Origin of the sequence: Mesorhizobium sp. CAU 1732, assembly GCF_039888675.1 — a bacterium.
In the GTDB taxonomy this organism is placed as follows: Bacteria; Pseudomonadota; Alphaproteobacteria; order Rhizobiales; family Rhizobiaceae; genus Aerobium.
The window spans coordinates 2,638,553-2,657,550 of sequence record NZ_JBDQQR010000001.1 but is presented as its reverse complement, the minus strand read 5'-3'; the positions used below and the strand labels follow the sequence as shown (position 1 = coordinate 2,657,550).

The following is an 18,998-nucleotide window of genomic DNA, read 5'->3' as shown; positions in this document are numbered from 1 at the left end:
TGGAAAGTCTAGCGGATCGAGGCGAGGAAGCCGGGGGCGAGCAGCGGCGCGATGGCATCGAGCCCGCGCAGGTCGTCCTCGCCATAAGCGCCCTCGGGGCCGAGGACGGAGACGACGCCCAGCACCTGCCCGTTCCAGAGGACCGGCGCATTGATGCAGGCGGCGCAGCCGAGGCTGGCGATCAGTTCGTGGTCGGGAAAGGCCCATCGTATGTCGTCGGCGTTGCGACCGATCCAGGTCTTGCCGCCCTTGAGCACATGCGCGCCCCATTCGGTCGGCCCCATGGCCTTGCGGCCAAGCAGCGGATAGTCGGTCGGCCGGCCCGAATAGAGCCGCTCGACATCGTTCGTCTCAGGCGCCCATGCGAGGATGGTGAACAGGCGATGGCCGAAGGTCTCGCCGCAAAGGCGGTCGAAAACCGCGAACAGGGCCTCGGGCTGACCGGCCTCCGCCTGGGCGGCACCGAGGGTCTGAAGGGCGGCCGCGACGTCGAGGCGGCCAAAGTCGGCATGTTTCATGATCTCTATCCGTAAAGGGTTCGGGGAAGCCAGAGCGCGATGTCGGGGAAGAACCAGAGAAGCGCGACGGCCAGGCCCATCAGGCAGAAGAAGGGGAAGGAGGCGATCGCCACCTTGCCGATCGGCGTGCCCGTCAACCCCTGGATCACGAACAGGTTGAAACCGACGGGCGGCGTCACCTGGCCCATCTCGACCATGATGACGAGATAGATGCCGAACCAGATCGGATCGAACCCGGCCTGCATGGCGAGCGGGAGGGTAATCGGCAGGCTCATCACGATGATCGAAACACCGTCCAGGAACAGGCCGAGGATGATGTAGAACACCGACAGCACCAGCAGAAGCTGCCATGGCGAGAGGTCGAGGACGGCGATCGCGCGCGCGACGTTGGCCGGTACGTGCAGATAGCCCATCGCCGTCGCCAGGAAGGCGGCCGAGACGAGGATGATGGACACCATGCAGCTCGTACGGATCGCCCCGAGAAGGGTATCGACGAACAGCCGCGCCGTCATCTGGCGCATCGCGATCGTGATGGCGATAGCGGCGGCGACGCCCACCGCAGCGGCTTCCGAAGGCGTCGCGATGCCGCTGTAGATGGAACCGAGCACGATCACCATGAGAACCAGGATCGGCGACAGGTCGACGAGCGCGCTCAAATAGTCGCGAAATCCGTAGCGCTCGTTCGATTCAGGAGCGATCGACGGCTCCGCCACGGCGCGGAAGATGATGTAGGAGGAGTAGAGGCCAGCCACCATCAGTCCCGGAAAGACGCCGGCTGCGAACAGGCGGCTGACGGAGACCTCGGCCAGGATGCCGTAGACGATCATGATGATCGAAGGCGGGATCAGAAAGCCGAGGCTGCCGGCTCCGGCAAGCGACCCCATCGAGAGGGAGCGGTTGTAGCCGCGCCGCGCCAGTTCGGCCGTCGTGATCTTGCCGACCGTGGCCGTGGTGGCGGCGGAGGAGCCGCTGACGGCGGCGAACAGCGTGCAGCCCAGCACGTTGGTGTGGAGAAGCCGGCCGGGCACCCAGTGAACGAACGGCATCAGACCGCGAAACAGACGGTTCGAGATGTCGGTCCGGAAGATGATTTCGCCCATCCAGATGAACATCGGGATGGCGGCGAGCTCCCATGTGGAGGAGTAGCGGAAGGCAATGTTGGCTGCGATCGTACCGATGCGCTCGATGCTCATCCCCATGATCCACCACAGGGACGTGGCCGCCACCAGCATGAGCCCGGCGAACACCCACACGCCCAGGCCGAGATAGAAGAAGATCAGCGCCAGAACGACGCCGACGGAGAGAAAGGCTTCCATTGTGGTACCTCAAATGGGCGTCCGAACCGACACCCGTTGGCCGTGCCGGGACGCGGCTCAGACCTCGTGTGCGGTTTCGCTCGGAGTGATGGGCGGCGGCGTATTGGTGACCTGGCGAAGCAGGTAGACCAGAAGCTGCAGCCAGAAGACGCAGAGACCCAGGAAAACGAGCCCCTCGGGAATCCACATGGGAACTTCGGCGATGGAACTGGAGGTGGTGCCGCGCATCCAGTGGCGCAGGACCCGGATCCAGAAGAACCAGATGAAGAGCCCGATCACCGCCATCGTCAGCCCGGCGCAGAAAATCTCGAAAGTCCGCTTCGCGCCGCCGTGCAGCCTGCTGACGAGCACATTCACCCGGATCAGGCTGCCATGCTCGAGTGCGTATCCGAGGGAGAGAAACGTACAGGCCGCCACGCCGTAGCCGACGAACTCGTCGAGCACGTATGTCGAGCTGTGGAAGAAGTAGCGAAGGACGATTTCGTAGAGGATGAACCCCACCATGCCGACCAGAACGGCGCATGCCAGCGCAGCCGCAAGCCGGGAGACGGCGAAGACCGTATCGTAGAAATATTGCATCTCTTGCCCCATCGGACGGGGCCGGCACGATCGGCATCGCGATCATGCCGGCGCGAGCAGCTACTGCGAGCGAGCGGCCTCGTAGGCTTTCAGAAGAACGTCGGCTTCCTCGCCGAACTTCGACTTCCAGTCCGCGATGGCGGGAACGGCGGCCTCGGCGAGAGCCGCCAGATAATCCTCCGGCACCTCATCGACGATCGTCATGCCGTGCTCGCGCATCTGGGCGTAGTTTTCCTGCACGCGGTTGGCGAGGAGATCCCAGCCGAAATTCTCGGCGACCGAAGCCGCCTCGGCGATCGCAGCCTTCTGCTCGTCGCTCAAGGCTTCGTACTCGTCCTTGTTGAGGTGGACGATCTGCAGCGGCATCGCGTAATTCACCTCGGTGAAGTGCGACTGGTGCTCCCACAGTTGAGCCGCGACGCCGCCATCGGCGGAGGTCAGAACGCCATCGATGCCGCCGGTGGTAAGCTGCGGGACGGTATCTGCCCAGGAGAGCTGGATCGGCGCGGCGCGGGCCTGGCGAAGGGTCACGGTGCCGTTCGCGTCGTAGGTACGGATGCGCACGTTGCGGATCGAGTCCATCGAATCCATCGGCTTGTTGCCCCACAGGCCGCTCGGGGGCCAGGGCGTGGCGAACAGGAAGATCTGGTTGGCATCGGCCAGGACACGCTCGTAGTAGGGCTTGGACGCTTCGTAGAGCGCGCGGTTGTCGTCCACCGTCGGCGCCAGGAACGGCAGAGACGAGACGAGGAAGATCGGGTCGATGCCCGACCATGGTCCGATGAAGGAAGAGGCGAGTTGGATCGCGCCATCGCCGACCGCGTCAAAATGGTCGACGGATTTGTAGCCGAGGGCCGCGCCGTGGTGTGCCGTCACCACGATCTCGCCGCCAGACGCCTCGTCCAGCGCCTTGATGAAGGCGTCCGATGACTGTGCATGGACCGAATTCGGCGGGTATTCGTTGGCCAGATCCCATGCGACCTGGGCAGACGCGCCCTGAACCGCGAAAGCAATTCCCAGCGCGAACGCTGTCGTAGCAAGCAACTTGTTCATCTGTTCCGTCCTCTCTGTCGATATGCCGACTATTATTCTGCGGGGTGGGCGGTCCCATTGGCAAAACCCGGGTAGTGCGCGGCGAGGAACTCGCCTGAATATTTCTGCGACTTTCGGTCGATCTCGATGGCCGCGGCATCACGCTCGCTGGCCGGCCCATAGCCTCCGCTTCCCGGCGTCTCCACGACGATATGCTGGTCGGGAGAAACCGTTACCCCGGACGGCTTCACCTCGAGCCGGCGTTCCCCGGTTTCGCTCGCCAGCAGGAACCGGCCCGGACGCCCCGGCTCACCGCCGAACAGTCCCCACGGCGCGTTGGTGAAGCGTTCACCGGCGCCGTTGAAGATGCACGCGTGGCCGATCGGCTGGATGACACGTCTCAAACCGCCGCCGCCCCGGTACTGCCCCGGACCGCCGGAATCCTCGATGAAGCCGTAGCTCACCACACGCAGCGGGTATTCCGTTTCGATCGCTTCGATCGGCAGGTTGGACGTGTTGGTGATGTGCACCTGCACGCCATCCTTTCCATCGCGGTCGTTGCGTCCGCCGAAACCTCCGCCGAGCGTCTCGAAGTAGAGATATTCGTGCCCGTTGCGCGGGTCCGTGCCGGAAAAGACAGCCGTGGTATTGGCACCGTTCGAGGCACCGACGGCGCGTTCCGGAATCGCCTTGGAGAAGGCGCCGATGATGATGTCGATCAGGCGCTGCGAAGTGTTGGCGCGCGCGGCGACCGGCGCCGGCGACTTGCAATCGACGATCGAGCCCGGATCGGTCAGAAGCTCGCAGCAGTCGATGATGCCCTGGTTGTTGGCGATCTCCGGGTCCAGGAGCGCGCGCAGCGAATAGGCGACGGCGGCCTGGGTGGCGTTGATCGGCACGTTGATGTTGCCTCGCACCTGGCTCGAAGAGCCGCGCCAGTCGAACAGCGCGGAATCGCCGTCGATGGTGATGCTGAGTTTGATCGGGATATCGACGGTTCCAAGCCCGTCATCGTCCATCACGTCGTCGAAGCTGTAGACCCCGTCCGGCACCGCCGCGATGGCGGCCCGCATGCGCGAGCGCGTCCGCTCGATCAACTCATCGAAGACCTGGCAGATCGTCGCAAGCCCGTAACGCTCGCCGATCTCCTTCACGCGCCGCACGCCAAGCCGGCAGGCGGCGATCTGCGCGAAATGGTCGCCGCGCCGTTCGTCGGGAATGCGTGCATTGAGCAGGAAGATGTCCATCAAATCCTGCTGGATCACGCCCTTGCGAAACAGCTTCACGACCGGGATGCGCAACCCTTCCTGATAGATTTCGGACATGCCGCCGGCCATGGAGCCGGGCGCCATGCCGCCGATATCGGCATGGTGCGCGATATTGCAGATGAAGCCCATAAGCTGGCCTTCGAGGAAAAGCGGTGCCGCGTAGTTGATGTCGGGCAGGTGCGTGCCGCCGGCGACGTGCGGGTCGTTGGCGACGAACACGTCGCCTTCCTCGATCTCTTCCGTCGGATATTTGGCGAGGATGGATTTCATCAGCCCCGTCATCGAGGCGATATGGATCGGAAGCGACATGTCGGCCTGGACGATCAGCCGTCCGTCCCGGTCGCACACGGCGGTCGAATGATCGTGCCGCTCCTTGATGTTGGTGGAATAGGCGCTCTTCATGAGGGCGATGAAGGTTTCGTCCACGACCGAACGGAACGCGCTGGCGACGATCTCGATGGTGATCGGATCAATCGGAGTGGTCATCACGAAGTCCTCGCCCGGTCGATGACGATATTGAGCGCATCATCGATGCGCGCGATGTCCCCTGGAAACACCAGGGTGGTTGCGTCGAACTGGTCGATGATCGCCGGCCCTTCGATCGTGACGCCGGGTGCGAAGCCGGCGCGATCGTAAACAGGCGTGTCGTACGGCTCGGCATCCTCGAACCACACGGACCGCCGTGAACGCGGAACCGGCTCCCTGGACGCGGTTTCCGGCACCGGCGGCGTGCCGGGCGATGGAAGCGAGCCGAGCGCAGTCAGCCGCACGGCCACCACGTCCACCGGATCGGCAGGATTGTGGAAGCCGTAGGCCTGCTCGTGGGCGGCGAAGAAGAGCTGCTTGAGCGCATCCACCGACGGCAATGCCGACGCGCCCATATCGGTCTCGATCGGCACCTGGAGCTCGTAATTCTGGCTTGCGTAGCGCATGTCGACGGCAAGTTTCAGCGCGCGGGCGCCCTCACCGATCCCCTCTGCCTTCCACCACGCCAGCGCTTCCTCCATCATCTCGTCGATCAGCGCGGCAAGCGGGGCGACACTCCTGTCGTCGAGCGGGAGGCGCTGGCTGCGCACGAAGCTTTCCGACTGGTCGGCGACGAGCAATCCCTGCGCACAAAGAATGCCCGGCGAGTAAGGGACGATGATCTGGCCGATGTCGAGCGCGCGCGCACAGCCATCGGCGTGCAGCGGGCCGGCTCCGCCGAATGGCATCAGGACGAAATCGCGCGGATCGTGGCCGCGCTCGACCGAAATCGCGCGGATCGCCCGGACCATATTGGCCGCGACGATGTCGAGCATGCCCTTGGCGGCGCGCTCGATGGAGAAGCCCAGCCGCTCCGCGACCACGCCGACGGCACGTCTCGACGCGTCCACGTCGAGCGGCATTGCGCCGCCGAGCAGCCCGTGCACCGACAGCCGCCCGAGCACGACGTTCGCGTCGGTCACGGTCGGCTCGATGCCGCCGCGCCCGTAGCAGGCGGGACCGGGCACCGCGCCGGCGCTTTGCGGGCCGACCTTCATCAGTCCGTCGCGATCGAACCACGCGATCGAGCCGCCGCCCGCGCCCACCGTATTGATGTCGACCATCGGCATGCGAACCGGGAAGCCGGCAACGTCCCTGTCGAAGGCGAGTTTGGTTTCGCAGTTGCGGATCAGGGCCACGTCGGCGCTGGTGCCACCCATGTCGAAGGTGATGATGTCGAGCTTGTTGGCCTGCCGAGCCGTATGGATCGCGCCGATCGTGCCTGCGGCCGGGCCGGAAAGCGCGGTGCGGATCGGAAAGTCCCGCGCCTTGTCGACGGACATCAGGCCGCCGTTCGACTGGTTGATGCCGACATGCGCGCCGGGCGACATCGTCGCCAGCGCATCTTTCAACGTCGTCATGTAGCGCGAGAAGATCGGCTGCAGATATGCGTTGAGCAACGTGGTGGACGTGCGCTCGTACTCGCGGAATTCGGGCTGCACCTCGGACGAGGTCGAGATTGCCAGGTTCGGCAGCGCAGCCTTGATCCGCGCCTTGACGGCATCCTCATGCGCGGGATTGAGATAGGCGAACAGGAAAGCGATCGCACAGGCTTCGGCGCCGCTCTCGCGAAGCTGCTCGATGACAGCATCCACGCTCGCTTCGTCGAGCGGCTCGATCACTTCGCCTGCCGGCCCGATGCGTTCGGTGACCTCGAAGCGCATTTCGCGGGGGGCGAGCGGCAGCGGATGATCCGCCTTCAGATCGTAAAGCTTGGGGCGGATTTGCCGGCCGATCTCAACGAGATCCCGGAAATTGCGCGTGGTGACGATCGCCACGCGCGCACCACGCCGCTGGATGAGCGCATTGGTGGCGACAGTGGTGCCGTGGGCCAGGCTGGCCATCGCCGCAAGCGGCAGGCCGGTCTTGAGGGAAAGCTCTCTCAACCCGTTCAGGATGGCTTCGGCGGGATTGGCCGGAGTGCTTGACGTCTTGTGAAGCGCTACCGAACCCGCCTCGCGATCGAACGCGTAGAGATCGGTGAAAGTGCCCCCCACATCGACGCCGATAAACCAGTTTCCTGCCTGCATACCGTCCTTCCCCACTTGATAGACGAACGGTATGCAATATGTATACGCAGAGTCAAGCTACATATATTCGCCTTGATTTCACGCAAAACACGGCGGAAAATCATGCTTCATAGGGCTGGGACAAAGAACATGACGGAGGATTCCGCTGCGTCGGGGCTTGGCAGCGAAATGGTCTATCGCAGCTTACGGCGCGACATCCTCAAGTTGGACTTGAGGCCTGGGACCGAACTCGATGAAAGCGTCGTATCGGCACGATACGGTGTGTCCCGGACCCCTGTGCGCGAGGCGCTGATCCGGCTCACTGCCGAAAATCTCGTGACCTCCACCAAGGGGCGCGGCGCAAGGGTGGCCGGGCTGGACCTCCAGAACCTGCGCGATTTCTTCGAGGGCCTGGACATCCTGCAGCGCGTGGTGACGCGGCTTGCCGCGGTGCGTCGTCGGCCCAACGATCTGGACACGATCAAGGCGCATATGCTCGCCTTCGAGGAAGGCGCGCGGGCTCTGGACAGCGAAACCGTGAACGAGGCGAACTATGCTTTCCACGCAGCGATCGGCGAGGCCGGGCAGAGCAGCCATCTCGCCGCCGCCTATCGGCGCAGCCTGATTGAAAGCCTGCGCATCTCCTATGTCTGTTTCAGCGAGCACAGCGAACTGGACGAACGGCTGGATGCTCATCTGGGCGCCACGATGCAGGATCATCGTGCGATGTTCGATGCGATCGTCGCTGGCGATGTGGACACGGCCGAGCTGATCGCCGGAAACCATGTCGAATTGTTCAGGGGCAGGATCATCACGACGCTGCTCTCCACCGACACGGCGCGCCGGATATCGGTGAAGACGGCGGGCGGGTGATGCCGCCATTGTCACTGGCATAAGGGCTATCAGGCGCCGCAGGGGTGCCATAGGCGATCGCGTTGACACCGGTCACCGGTGGCGCAGGAGATTGTAGGACACGGTCTCGATGTGCTGGCGCATCGCCAGTTCGCTGGCTGTCGGATCGCGGTCCATGATGGCGTCCACGATCGCGTCGTGTTCGGCGAAGGAATGGTGATCGGCGGCCGGGCCTTCGGTGGCTTCCCGGCGGCGCCCCCACACGACCGTGCGCCGGATCGTGTTCAGATTGTCGAACATCATGACAAGCAGCTTGTTCTGCGTGGCGGTCGCCACCGCACGATGGAAGCGGTTGTCCCAATTCTCATAGCGTCGCCAGCTACCGGCATCGCGGCCGCGCTCCGCACACAGCTTCAGCTCATCCAGATCAGCCGTCGATGCGTTGAGGGCCGCCTCCCGCGCCAGGGCCGGCTCTATCGTCAAGCGCGCACGGATCACTTCCACCGGGCTTGCCAGATTGGCTAGAACCAAGTCGGGGGCCACGGCCCCAATCGGTTTGCTTCCGAGGAACGTGCCCTTTCCGACGTGACGCCAGATGCGGCCTTCCGACTCGGCTATAGCCAGCGCCTTGCGCAGGGCGCCCCGGGAAACACCGAGTATATCGCAGAGTTCACGCTCGGGCGGCAAACGCCCATGCTCGCTGAGCTCATGCTGCGCAAGGAACGCCTGCAACTGTGTGAAGGCGGCCTGCCCCTCGTCCGGGATCAGGTGATCCTGATCTTTTGAGAACATTGCGTCAGGCTTTTCCACCGATCGTCTCCACTGACAGAGATGCTTCCAAGTGCCGGAATCTCTGAATTGGTATCATAGGCCTCCCCATCCGCGATATCCGCCATTGGTGTCAATGTCATAAATTTCGCGCGAGCGATCAAAACCACTTGCGCACATTGGAAAATTGATAAACATTGGTTTTCAAGATAGCAAACAGGGACAGGTGAACGATGACAGGCGAGGCAGCCGTCGCGCAGAAGGCGGGCAACTATGCGATTGCCCTTCCTCCGATCACGACGATCGAGGTTCAGGGGTCGGACGCGCTCTTCCCGGTACGCCGCATTTATTGCGTCGGGCGTAACTATGCGGCGCATGCCGTGGAGATGGGGCACGATCCCGATCGCGAGCCGCCTTTCTTCTTCCAGAAAAACCCGGACAACATCCTTCCCGCCGGCGAGGACTTCCCCTACCCGCCGCAATCGAGCGACGTGCATTTCGAAGCCGAACTCGTGATTGCGATTGGCAAGGGCGGAAAGGATATTCCGCTTGAGCAGGCTCTGGATTGCGTTTTCGGATATGGCGTCGGCCTCGACATGACCCGGCGCGATCTTCAGGGCGAGGCGAAAGACCTCAGGCGCCCCTGGGAAGTGGGCAAGGCGTTCGAAAGCTCCGCTCCGTGCGGCGCCATCGTGCCGGCCTCCGCGATCGGCCATCCCGATGCGGGCGAAATCCGCCTCGATGTGAACGGCAAACGCCGCCAGACCGGCGACCTCAACCAGATGATCTGGAAGACGCCGGAAATCATCTCGTATCTGTCGGGCCTTTTCACCCTCGCACCCGGCGACCTGATCTTCTCAGGCACCCCCTCCGGCGTCGGCGCAATCGAGCGCGGCGATGTGATGCTGGTGCATATCGACGGCGTTGGCGAACTCGAGGTCAAAGTCGTCTGACCGACAACCAGGCCGAACACCAATAGTGGAGAGCATACCGATGATTGTTGGAATCGATCACATCGAAATCATTGTTCGCAACGTGAAGGCTCATGTCGCGTTCTACGAGAAAATGGGCTTCAAGCTGCTGACCTGGACCGACCATCATGGCGGCTCCGCCGAGCTTCAGCTTCCCGGCGAAAACCAGCCGATCATCGAAATCCATGAGCTGCTCGCCGAAGAGAACCCCGGCATCAACCACATGTCCTTCAAGGTGCGCGATATCGAGAGCACCCACAAGGACATGGTGGACAAGGGCATCAGCTTCTACAAGGACGTTCACGCCTCCCCCAGCACCGGCCGCAAAAACGCGCTGTTCCGCGACCCGGACGGCTGGCGCCTCCAGTTGAGCGACGAAAAGCGCGGAACGCCGCAACCCGAATAGGACGATCGTCAACGGAGGAGGTGAGCGATGTCCCAAATGTCTGAAGCGATCGACATACGCGGGCTGCACACCTACTTCTTCACGCCGCGCGGCGTGTGCAAGTCCGTCCGCGGCGTGGACCTGACGATCAGGTCGGGGGAAATCGTCGGGCTGGTGGGCGAATCCGGTTCCGGAAAGAGCGTCACCGCCCATTCCATAATGCGGTTGATCCCGTCGATCGGCCGGATCGTCGAGGGGCAGATATCCTTCGACGGCATCGACCTGGCCACGGCCGGCGAGCGCGAGGTGCGGCGCATTCGCGGAAACCGCATCGCGATGATTTTCCAGGAGCCGATGACGTCGCTCAACCCGGTGCTGCGTGTCGGGCGGCAGGTCGCCGAAGTTCTCTTGCTTCACAGGTCGCTGTCGCGCGCCGAGGCCCTCGAGCGGGTCGTCGAACTCTTTGCCCTCGTGGGCATTTCCGATCCTTCATCCCGCGTGCATGCGTATCCGCATGAAATGAGCGGCGGCATGCGTCAGCGCGTCATGATCGCCATGGCATTGGCCTGCGATCCCGCGCTCATCATTGCCGACGAGCCCACGACTGCGCTGGATGTAACGATCCAGGCTCAGGTGCTTGGGTTGCTGAGCGATCTGGTACGCAATTCCGGGTCGTCCCTTCTCCTCATCACCCACGATCTGGGCGTCGTGTCGGAGACGGCCGACCGGGTTGCGGTCATGTATGCGGGACAGATCGTCGAAACGGCGCCCGTGGAAAGCTTCTTCGACAAGCCGCTGCATCCCTATTCCATCGGCCTCATGAATTGCGTCCCGAAGATGGGCCACGCCCTGAGCGATCGCATGCTCCCCACCATGAGCGGCAGCGTTCCCGACCTTTCCGCCCTGCCCGAGGGCTGCGCCTTCCAGTCGCGGTGCCCGCACGTTCACGACCGATGTCGCAATGAGGAACCTTCCTTGCTGAACGTCGATGATAATCATCAGGTGAGGTGCTGGCTGCATGTCTGAAGAACCCCTCCTGAAGGTCGAGAACCTCTCCAGGCAGTTCGACAGCGGACGCGGTTTTTTCGGCGGTCGCGCGGCTCCGATCAGAGCCGTCCGTGATGTGAGCCTGTATGTGAAGGCGGGCGAGACATTCGGCCTGGTGGGCGAGTCCGGCTGCGGAAAGAGCACGCTCGGGCGCTGCATTTCCCAGCTCGACGCCCCCACGTCAGGCCGCGTCCGTTTCGCCGGGGAGGATCTGGTGGGTCTGACGGGGACTGCCCTCCGGCAGGTACGCCGCGACATTCAAGTCATCTTCCAGGATCCCTACGGGTCGCTTAATCCGCGCAAGACCGTTGGTTCGATCCTGTCGCAAGCGTTCCGCATCCACCGCCTCCATCCGCGCTCGCAATGGCGCGAGAAGGTCGCCGAGGTGCTGGAGACCGTGGGCCTGCTGCCCTCCCATGCCGATCGCTATCCGCATGAATTCAGCGGCGGTCAGCGTCAGCGCATCTCCATCGCGCGGGCTCTGACCCTGCGGCCCAAGCTCATCATTGCGGACGAACCGGTTTCCGCGCTGGACGTGTCGGTTCAGTCGCAGGTGCTGAACCTGATGGTCTCGCTGCAGCGCAGCTTCGGCATGGGCTATCTCTTCATCTCGCACGACCTTCGCGTGGTCCAGCACATCGCCGACCGGGTCGGCGTGATGTATCTCGGGCGCATCGTCGAGACGTGCGAGGCCAATGCGCTCTTTGAAGCGCCCCTGCATCCCTATACGAAGTCGCTCCTTTCGGCGGTTCCCAAGATCGGCAGGCGCAAGAACGAGGATCGCATGATCCTCCAGGGAGAGTTGCCGTCTCCAAGCCGGCCACCTTCAGGCTGCGCGTTTCACCCGAGATGCCCTTTCAGCCGGGAGAAATGCGTGCAGGAAACACCGCGCCTGAGAGAGGCGCTGCCGGGCCGCCAGGTGTCCTGCCATTTTCCGCTTTTGCCCCAACCGTACGCGGGCAGTCCTGCCGTCCAGCTCGAAGGGAAGACACAATGAGGGTACGCACAGATGCCACATGGAAAAGTCTCGTTGCAGGTGCGGCCGCGGCTGCATTCCTGATTGCCGGGCTTTTGCCCGATGCCGTCCATGCTCAAGGCGACGGTGTTCTGGTCGTTGCGCTGCCAGGTGATCCTCCGGTCATAAACTCGGGCATCACCACCGACATCTCCTCCAGCAATCTGTCGGGTCAGGTGTACAGCACGCTCGTGCGCCTCGACCCGGAAGGCCAGGTGATCCCGTCGCTGGCGCAATCGTGGGAAATCTCCGAGGACGGCCTGACATACACCTTCAACCTGTTCGAAGGCGTGAAATGGCACGACGGAGAACCGTTCACCGCGCAGGATGTCGCGTGGAGCCTCTGGAACGTCAACAAGGAATTCAATGGGCCGGCTTCGGGTCTGCTCGAGGCCGTCAGTTCGATCGAGGCGGTTGACGATCTGACGGTGGTGTTCAACCTCGAATACACCTATCCGCCGCTGCTGCGCGGCCTGGCCTATTTCAACAGTTCGACGATCCTGCCGAAGCACATCTTCGACAATGGCTCGAGCCCGCAGGAAAACCCTGCCAACCTCGCGCCGATCGGCACGGGCCCGTTCATCTTCAAGGAGTATGTCCGGGGAAGCCATATCGTCTTCGAGCGGAACCCCGACTACCATCTCGACGGCCTGCCGCATATGGACAGGCTGGTCTTCCAGATCATCCCCAACGATTCCGCGCGCGCCCTTGCGCTGCAATCGGGCGAAATCGACTTCATTCCCTACTACGCGATGCCGCTGGGCGAAGTGGACGTGCTTCGCGGCGACAGTCGCGTGTCCGTCGAATTCGCCAAGCGCATGATCGCGGGCATCTTCATGGCGTTCCTCAACACGCGCAACGAACCCCTCGACAATGCGGAGGTTCGCCGGGCGCTCTATCACGCGTTGAACCGAGACGAGATGCTGGAAAAGGCAGGCTTCGGCTTCGGCAAGGTCGCGGCCGGTCCCATCTCTTCGGAACAGCAAATCTTCCACACCGATGCTGTCGCGACCTACGACTATGATCCCGCGAAGGCGGAAGCGATGCTCGATGCGGCAGGATATCCCCGCGGCAGCGACGGCAAGCGCTTTCGCCTGCGCGTTTCCTTCGACCTGAAGGAAGGCCCGATGAACAACACGGCCATGCTGATGCGCGCGCAGTTCAACGCCATCGGCGTCGATCTCGATATCCAGGGCATGGATTCAGGCGCCTGGAGAGACTCGGCCTTCGCCAAGTGGGATTTCGACATCACGATGGGCAGTTTCTCGACCGGTCCCGATCCGGCAGTGGGTGTGGAGCGGCTTTACGTCTGCCGCAACATCGAGCCGCTGATGGCCCGCAACGCCTCCGGTTACTGCAACCCGGATCTCGACGATATCTTCGCCAGAGCCAGCCGGGAGCAGGACGAAGCCAAGCGCATCGAACTCTATCACGAGGTTCAGTCGGTCCTCGCGCAGGACGCGCCGCACTGGTGGTTGTGGGACCGCTTCTACCCCATCGCATTCAACGCCAATCTCGACGGCATTCTCGATGACCTGACGGGGTATGGCGCGTTCGAAACGGTGCGCTGGATGGAGTGAACCGCGAGGGCCTATTTCAATAAAATTGGGGAACAAAACAAATGAAATACCTCATGGGAACTGCATTACGGGCGCTTGCCCTGCCACTGTCTCTCTCTGGATTCGTCGCACTTGCGCACGCCCAGAACGACAGCATCGTCGTCGGTCTTTCCGGCGATCCCACGATCATCAATTCCGGCATCACGACTGAAATCAGTTCCAGCGTGGTCGGAGCGCAAATTTACAGCACGATCGTTCGCCTCGATTCCGCGGGCGATCCCATTCCATCGCTCGCGGAAAGCTGGTCGGTCTCGGAAGACGGTCTCACCTACACCTTCAATTTCCACGAAGGCATCAAGTGGCACGACGGCACGCCCTTCACGTCGGATGACGTGGCGTGGAGCCTGCTCAACATCAACAAGACCTACAACGGACCGGCTGGTGGTCTGCTGGCGGCTGTCGATGCCATCGACACGCCCGACGAGAATACTGCGGTGTTCCGATTGTCGCGGCCATATCCACCGCTTCTGCGCGGGCTCGCCTATTTCAACAGCTCGACGATCCTGCCGCGCCACGTTTTCGACAACGGTCAGGATCCACGGGAAAATCCCGCCAATCTGAAGCCGATCGGCACAGGCCCCTTCGTGTTCGGGGAATTCAGGAAGGGCAGCCACATCACGCTCAACCGCTACGAGGACTACCATCTCGAAGGGCCTTATGTGGACCGCCTGATTTTCCAGATCATCCCCAACGAGGCGGCGCGGGGGCTGGCGCTGGAGACCGGCGAGATCGACTACATTCCCTACCACGTCATGCCCCTTGGCGAGGTCGACCGGCTCGAAGGCGCGAGCGACATTACCGTCGCCTTCCAGAAGCGGTCGATCGCGGGCCAGTACCAGGCATTCCTCAACACGCGCGAGGGGCCTCTCGCGGACACGGCCGTCCGGCAGGCGCTTTATTTTGCAATGGACAGGGAAGACCTGCTCGAAAAAGCAGGTTTCGGCCATGGCAAGGTGTCGGATGGCGGACCGTTCTCGTCCGAACTTCCGATCTTCTACAGCGCCGACGTGAAGCAGTATTCGCACGATCCCGATCTGGCCAACCAGATGCTCGACGACGCCGGATATCCGCGCGGCAGCGACGGCAAGCGCTTTACGCTGCGCATTTCCTACTCGCTGGCGGAAGGGCCGATGCAGAACGTATCGCGCCTGCTGAGGTCGCAGTTTTCGGCGGTCGGCGTGGATCTGGTCGATGAAGGCATGGAGACGTCCGCGTGGCGCGACAGGTCCTTCGTCCAGTGGGACTACGACATCACCATGGGCTCCTATGCAAGCGGACCCGACCCTGCGATCGGCGCTTCGGCGTTCTTCACCTGCGACCGCATCCAGCGCATCTCCGGCCACAACGCATCCGGCTATTGCGACGAGAAGGTCGACGCCTTGTTCGAAGCCGGAGGCCGCGAACTCGACGACCGGAAACGCATCGATTTCTATCGCCAGGCTGCGACCGCCATCACGGAAGCCGTGCCGCATTGGTGGTTCTGGGATCGCTACTACCCGATCGCCTTCCGGTCCAATCTCGAAGGGATAACCGAGGACATCACCGGCTACGGAACGCTCGATCGCGTCCGCTGGGTCGAATAGCGCGACGCACCGAAGACGCGCCCAGCAAAGAGGTCAGCGCAGTGTCAATCCATATCTACCTGCTCAAGCGGCTGCTCTACACGCTGCCGCTGCTCGCGGGAGCCATCACGGTCATCTTCATTCTCATCCATGCCGCACCCGGCGATCCGGTCGACTATCTGATCGGTGAAGCGGGTGCGGATCAGGAGATGATCGACCGGATGCGCTCGCAGATGGGTCTCGATCAACCGCTGGTGACCCGCTTGTGGCTTTACGGGCTGCAGGTCGCGAGCGGGAACCTGGGGTACTCGGCGGTCTCCGGCGCGCCGGTCCTGACGCTGATCCTCGAGCGTTTTCCCGCCACTCTTCTGCTCATGGCGACCCAGTACACGATGGCGGCCGTCGCAGGCATCGCGCTGGGCGTCCTTGCCGCGCGCAACCCCCGCTCTCGCACCGACAACGTCATCACGTTCCTCTCGCTGGCGAGCTTCGCGATACCCGTCTTCTGGCTCGGTCAGATGATGATCCTGGTGCTCGCCTATCATCTCAACTGGTTTCCCATTCAGGGCATGACCAATCTCAGGCGCGGCTACACCGGCTACGCCTACGCCATGGACGTCGCCTATCACCTGACCCTGCCCGCATTGACCCTCGCGCTTTCCAATCTCGGCCTCATCACCCGGCTGACGCGCAGCAGCATGATCCAGGTGCTGGGGCAGGATTACATCAAGGTGGCGACCGCGAAGGGGCTCAGCGAGCGCGCGGTGCTGCTGCGGCATGCGCTGCGCAACAGCCTTCTGCCGGTCATCACCGTGATCGGGGACTCGCTTCCGGGACTGATCGCCGGCGCGGTCATCGTCGAGACCGTATTCGGCTGGCCGGGCCTCGGCCGTCTCACGCTCGATGCCATCAACTCGCGCGACTACCCCCTGCTGATGGGAATGTTCCTGTTCATCAGCGTCTTCGTCATCCTCATCAACCTGATCGTGGACCTGCTCTATGCCGTCCTCGACCCGCGCATCCGCTACCAGTAGGAAACAGCATGTCGATCACGATCGCAGCGTCGCCGGCCACTTCGCGCGCCTGGATCAGGTTTCGCGCCAACACGGGGGCCATGGTCGGCCTTTTCATAACCACGATCATCGTGCTGACCGCGGTCTCGGCGTCCTACCTTCCGCTCTATGACCCGATGGAGATGGGCAGGGCTTTCCTGCCGCCCTCGGTCGTTCACTTCATGGGAACCGACAGCCTCGGCTCGGATATTTTCAGCAACATCATCCTGGGCGCCAGAACGTCGTTGATCGTCGGGCTGTGCGCGGTGCTCACGTCGACGCTCGTGGGCGTCGCCGTGGGCGCGGCGGCGGGATATTTCGGCGGCACGGTCGATACAGTCCTGATGCGCATCACCGAAATGTTCCAGATTCTGCCGCAGTTCTTCCTGGCGATCGTGATCGTCGCTCTGTTCGGCTCCAGCATCTGGAATGTGGTTTTCGTGATCGGCGCGCTCACATGGCCCGTCACGGCGCGCCTGCTGCGGGCAGAGTTCCTGACGCTCCGCAAGCGCGACTTCGTCGATGCCGCCCGCAGCCTCGGCATGTCGCACAGCGACATCATCTTTCGCGAGATGCTGCCCAACGCCCTGCCGCCGATCATCGTCAATTGTACGCTGCAGATTTCCAGCGCCATCCTGTTGCAGACCAGCCTTGCCTTTCTCGGACTTGGAGACCCCAACGCCATGAGCTGGGGGACCATGCTGCATACCGCGCAGGACTATTTCAGCCGCGCATGGTGGATGGCTGCTTTCCCCGGCATCGCCCTGTTCCTGACGACCCTGAGCCTCAACCTCGTCGGCGATGGCTTGAACGACGCGCTCAACCCGAAGGCCAACTGATCCTTGCTGGCCGGGTATCAAGGATCGCTTGGACGAAAGATATCAGGGCCGGCCTGATACGAGCGCCAGCAATGCGGCGGGATCGGGCGGCGTATCGTCCGACGTCCATGCGACGAACTGGTCCGGCCGGACGAGCACCAAACGCGCGCCATATTTCTCGCGCCCGCCGGCGGCCGTGTCGCTGACGATTGCCAGCGGCAGCCCCGCGCGCTCGGCCGCCGCGCGCATCCGCCCGACCGCCTCCTCGTCCGCATCGAACGCCAGAAGCGTGAATCCATTGCCGAGCGCCTCGTAGACATCGCGACCGTCCGAGAGAGGTTGCGGCGCGAGATGGTGCCCGGCGCGGGCCTCGAAGCGATGGCCGCCGGCAGCGCTGGGCATGGCGCCGGGTTCGCCGGCCACAACCGGTGAACCGCGATAGTTCGGCTCGAAAGAATCGACTTCGCCCGCCGCGCCCGAGCTCCGCGCCGCCCACTCAGCCTCGAAACCCGCGCGGTCGCGCAGCGGATCGTAAGCGGCAAGGAAGGCGCGATCGCTTTCGATCGCCTTGCCGATGAAATCGCGCGCGGTCGAGATGAAGACCGGTCGGCGCTCGGCGTCGTAGCTGTCAAGCAAATCCGCCCCACCCCAGCCGCCGAGGGTCGCGGCAAGCTTCCAGCCGAGATTGCACGCGTCTTCAAGCCCGGTGTTGATGCCGTAGCCGCCATAGGGCGGATGGCTGTGGGCGGCGTCGCCGGCAATGAAGACGCGGCCGCTGCGGTAGCTGTCGGCAACGGCGAACCTCAGATCCCAGAAGCCGACATGCTCGAACTCGACGTCGAATTCGGCGCCGACCGCCCGGTGGAGATAGGAGGTGAAGTCGAAATTGTCCTTCGTCGTTCCCGGCGGCACGGGGGCGTGGAAGAACCAGCTATTGCCGAGATCGACCCTGCCGAAGAACTGCCAGTAACCCTTCAGGTCCGGGTGCAGGACGTTGTAGAAGGACTTGCCGGGAAACCGCTTCAGAAGCTCGTGCAAGCCGGTGGAGCGGAAGACGAGCAGCACCATCAGCCGATCATGGTCCGACCGCGTCTGGGTGATGCCGGCAGCCTCGCGCATGACCGAGCGGCTGCCGTCGCAGCCGACGGCATAGTCGGCGCGGATGCGGATGCGTTCGCCATCCGTGCGCCTCAGCGCCGTCACCGTGACGCCGTCGCCGTCCTGCTCCAGGCCCTCGCCGGTGTAGCCATAGAGCAGCTCGACGGAATCCAGTTGCGCGGCCCGCGCGCGCAGCACTTCTTCGGTGGCATATTGCGGCAGGCGCTCATTGTCGGTGAAGTAATACGGGCGGACCAGTTCGCGTTGCAGCCAGTCGTAATGATAGTCGCCCAGCAGCGTGCCATATGCGGTCAGCCCGCCGATGCCATATTCCTTCGGCACGGTGCGCGCGGCGCGCAGCTCCTTTTCCGCGCCCCAGAAATGGAAATGCTCCATGGTGCGCTGGGTCAGGTTCTGCCCCTTCGGAACCGGCTGGGGCGTTGGATAGCGCTCGACCACCACGACGCGGACGCCGCGCTGGCCCAGCTCGATGGCCAGCCCCATGCCGACGGGGCCACCGCCGACGATGACCACCTGTGCCTGTTGTTCCTGCATGAAACTGCT

At 63.2% G+C, this 18,998-nt stretch carries 17 protein-coding genes; 9 read left to right on the top strand and 8 right to left on the bottom strand.

Annotated features, from left to right (window positions below; genetic code table 11):
• Positions 1-8: 8 nt before the first annotated feature.
• From AAFN55_RS12925 to AAFN55_RS12900, 6 genes are read right to left on the bottom strand one after another with little or no spacing between them, the layout of a single operon-like run.
• Entirely contained in the window at positions 9-518 is a 510-nt protein-coding gene (locus tag AAFN55_RS12925; RefSeq protein WP_347799241.1) for a GAF domain-containing protein, read from the bottom strand.
• Between the two features lie 5 nt (positions 519-523).
• A complete protein-coding gene (locus AAFN55_RS12920) occupies positions 524-1,834 on the bottom strand; it encodes a TRAP transporter large permease subunit (RefSeq protein ID WP_347799240.1) in 1,311 nt (436 codons plus the stop codon).
• 57 nt (positions 1,835-1,891) lie between these two features.
• Positions 1,892-2,413, bottom strand: a complete 522-nt coding sequence (locus AAFN55_RS12915) for a TRAP transporter small permease (protein WP_347799239.1) — start codon at positions 2,411-2,413, stop codon at positions 1,892-1,894.
• A 60-nt stretch (positions 2,414-2,473) separates the two neighbouring features.
• Positions 2,474-3,466: a TRAP transporter substrate-binding protein gene (locus tag AAFN55_RS12910; protein ID WP_347799238.1), complete on the bottom strand. Its 993-nt coding sequence runs from the start codon at positions 3,464-3,466 to the stop codon at positions 2,474-2,476.
• A gap of 32 nt (positions 3,467-3,498) precedes the next feature.
• The gene (locus tag AAFN55_RS12905) at positions 3,499-5,199 is read right to left on the bottom strand and encodes a hydantoinase B/oxoprolinase family protein (RefSeq protein WP_347799237.1); all 1,701 of its coding nucleotides are present in this window, start codon (positions 5,197-5,199) and stop codon (positions 3,499-3,501) included.
• Complete coding sequence (locus tag AAFN55_RS12900) at positions 5,199-7,268, bottom strand: hydantoinase/oxoprolinase family protein (protein ID WP_347799236.1); 2,070 nt, start codon at positions 7,266-7,268, stop codon at positions 5,199-5,201. Before AAFN55_RS12900 ends, AAFN55_RS12905 begins: the two co-directional genes overlap by 1 nt.
• A 129-nt stretch (positions 7,269-7,397) precedes the next feature.
• On the opposite strand from AAFN55_RS12900, the gene AAFN55_RS12895 reads away from it, so the two are divergent.
• A complete protein-coding gene (locus AAFN55_RS12895) occupies positions 7,398-8,120 on the top strand; it encodes a GntR family transcriptional regulator (RefSeq protein ID WP_347799235.1) in 723 nt (240 codons plus the stop codon).
• Between the two features lie 72 nt (positions 8,121-8,192).
• Here AAFN55_RS12895 and AAFN55_RS12890 read toward each other — a convergent pair whose 3' ends face one another.
• Entirely contained in the window at positions 8,193-8,909 is a 717-nt protein-coding gene (locus AAFN55_RS12890; RefSeq protein WP_347799234.1) for an FCD domain-containing protein, read from the bottom strand.
• A gap of 191 nt (positions 8,910-9,100) precedes the next feature.
• On the opposite strand from AAFN55_RS12890, the gene AAFN55_RS12885 reads away from it, so the two are divergent.
• Genes AAFN55_RS12885 through AAFN55_RS12850 form a run of 8 tightly spaced genes read left to right on the top strand, consistent with a single transcriptional unit; the run spans position 9,101 to position 17,357 of the window.
• Complete coding sequence (locus tag AAFN55_RS12885) at positions 9,101-9,820, top strand: fumarylacetoacetate hydrolase family protein (RefSeq protein ID WP_347799233.1); 720 nt, start codon at positions 9,101-9,103, stop codon at positions 9,818-9,820.
• Between the two features lie 40 nt (positions 9,821-9,860).
• Complete coding sequence (locus tag AAFN55_RS12880) at positions 9,861-10,244, top strand: VOC family protein (protein WP_347799232.1); 384 nt, start codon at positions 9,861-9,863, stop codon at positions 10,242-10,244.
• 27 nt (positions 10,245-10,271) lie between these two features.
• Positions 10,272-11,249, top strand: a complete 978-nt coding sequence (locus AAFN55_RS12875) for an ABC transporter ATP-binding protein (RefSeq protein ID WP_347799231.1) — start codon at positions 10,272-10,274, stop codon at positions 11,247-11,249.
• On the top strand, positions 11,242-12,267 hold the full coding sequence (locus AAFN55_RS12870) for a dipeptide ABC transporter ATP-binding protein (protein WP_347799230.1): 1,026 nt from the start codon (positions 11,242-11,244) through the stop codon (positions 12,265-12,267). The genes AAFN55_RS12875 and AAFN55_RS12870 overlap by 8 nt, the downstream gene beginning before the upstream one ends.
• Positions 12,264-13,865 carry an ABC transporter substrate-binding protein gene (locus tag AAFN55_RS12865; RefSeq protein ID WP_347799229.1) on the top strand — a complete coding sequence of 534 codons (1,602 nt, stop codon included), beginning with the start codon at positions 12,264-12,266 and terminating at the stop codon, positions 13,863-13,865. The genes AAFN55_RS12870 and AAFN55_RS12865 overlap by 4 nt, the downstream gene beginning before the upstream one ends.
• Before the next feature lie 41 nt (positions 13,866-13,906).
• Positions 13,907-15,487 (top strand): ABC transporter substrate-binding protein, encoded by a 1,581-nt coding sequence (locus AAFN55_RS12860; protein WP_347799228.1) that lies wholly within the window; start codon positions 13,907-13,909, stop codon positions 15,485-15,487.
• Between the two features lie 41 nt (positions 15,488-15,528).
• Positions 15,529-16,500, top strand: coding sequence for an ABC transporter permease (locus AAFN55_RS12855; RefSeq protein ID WP_347799227.1), 972 nt, complete (start codon positions 15,529-15,531; stop codon positions 16,498-16,500).
• A gap of 8 nt (positions 16,501-16,508) precedes the next feature.
• Entirely contained in the window at positions 16,509-17,357 is an 849-nt protein-coding gene (locus AAFN55_RS12850) for an ABC transporter permease (RefSeq protein WP_347799226.1), read from the top strand.
• 42 nt (positions 17,358-17,399) lie between these two features.
• On the opposite strand, the gene AAFN55_RS12845 is transcribed toward AAFN55_RS12850, so the two are convergent.
• Positions 17,400-18,989 carry an FAD-dependent monooxygenase gene (locus AAFN55_RS12845; protein ID WP_347799225.1) on the bottom strand — a complete coding sequence of 530 codons (1,590 nt, stop codon included), beginning with the start codon at positions 18,987-18,989 and terminating at the stop codon, positions 17,400-17,402.
• Between the last annotated feature and the right edge of the window lie 9 nt (positions 18,990-18,998).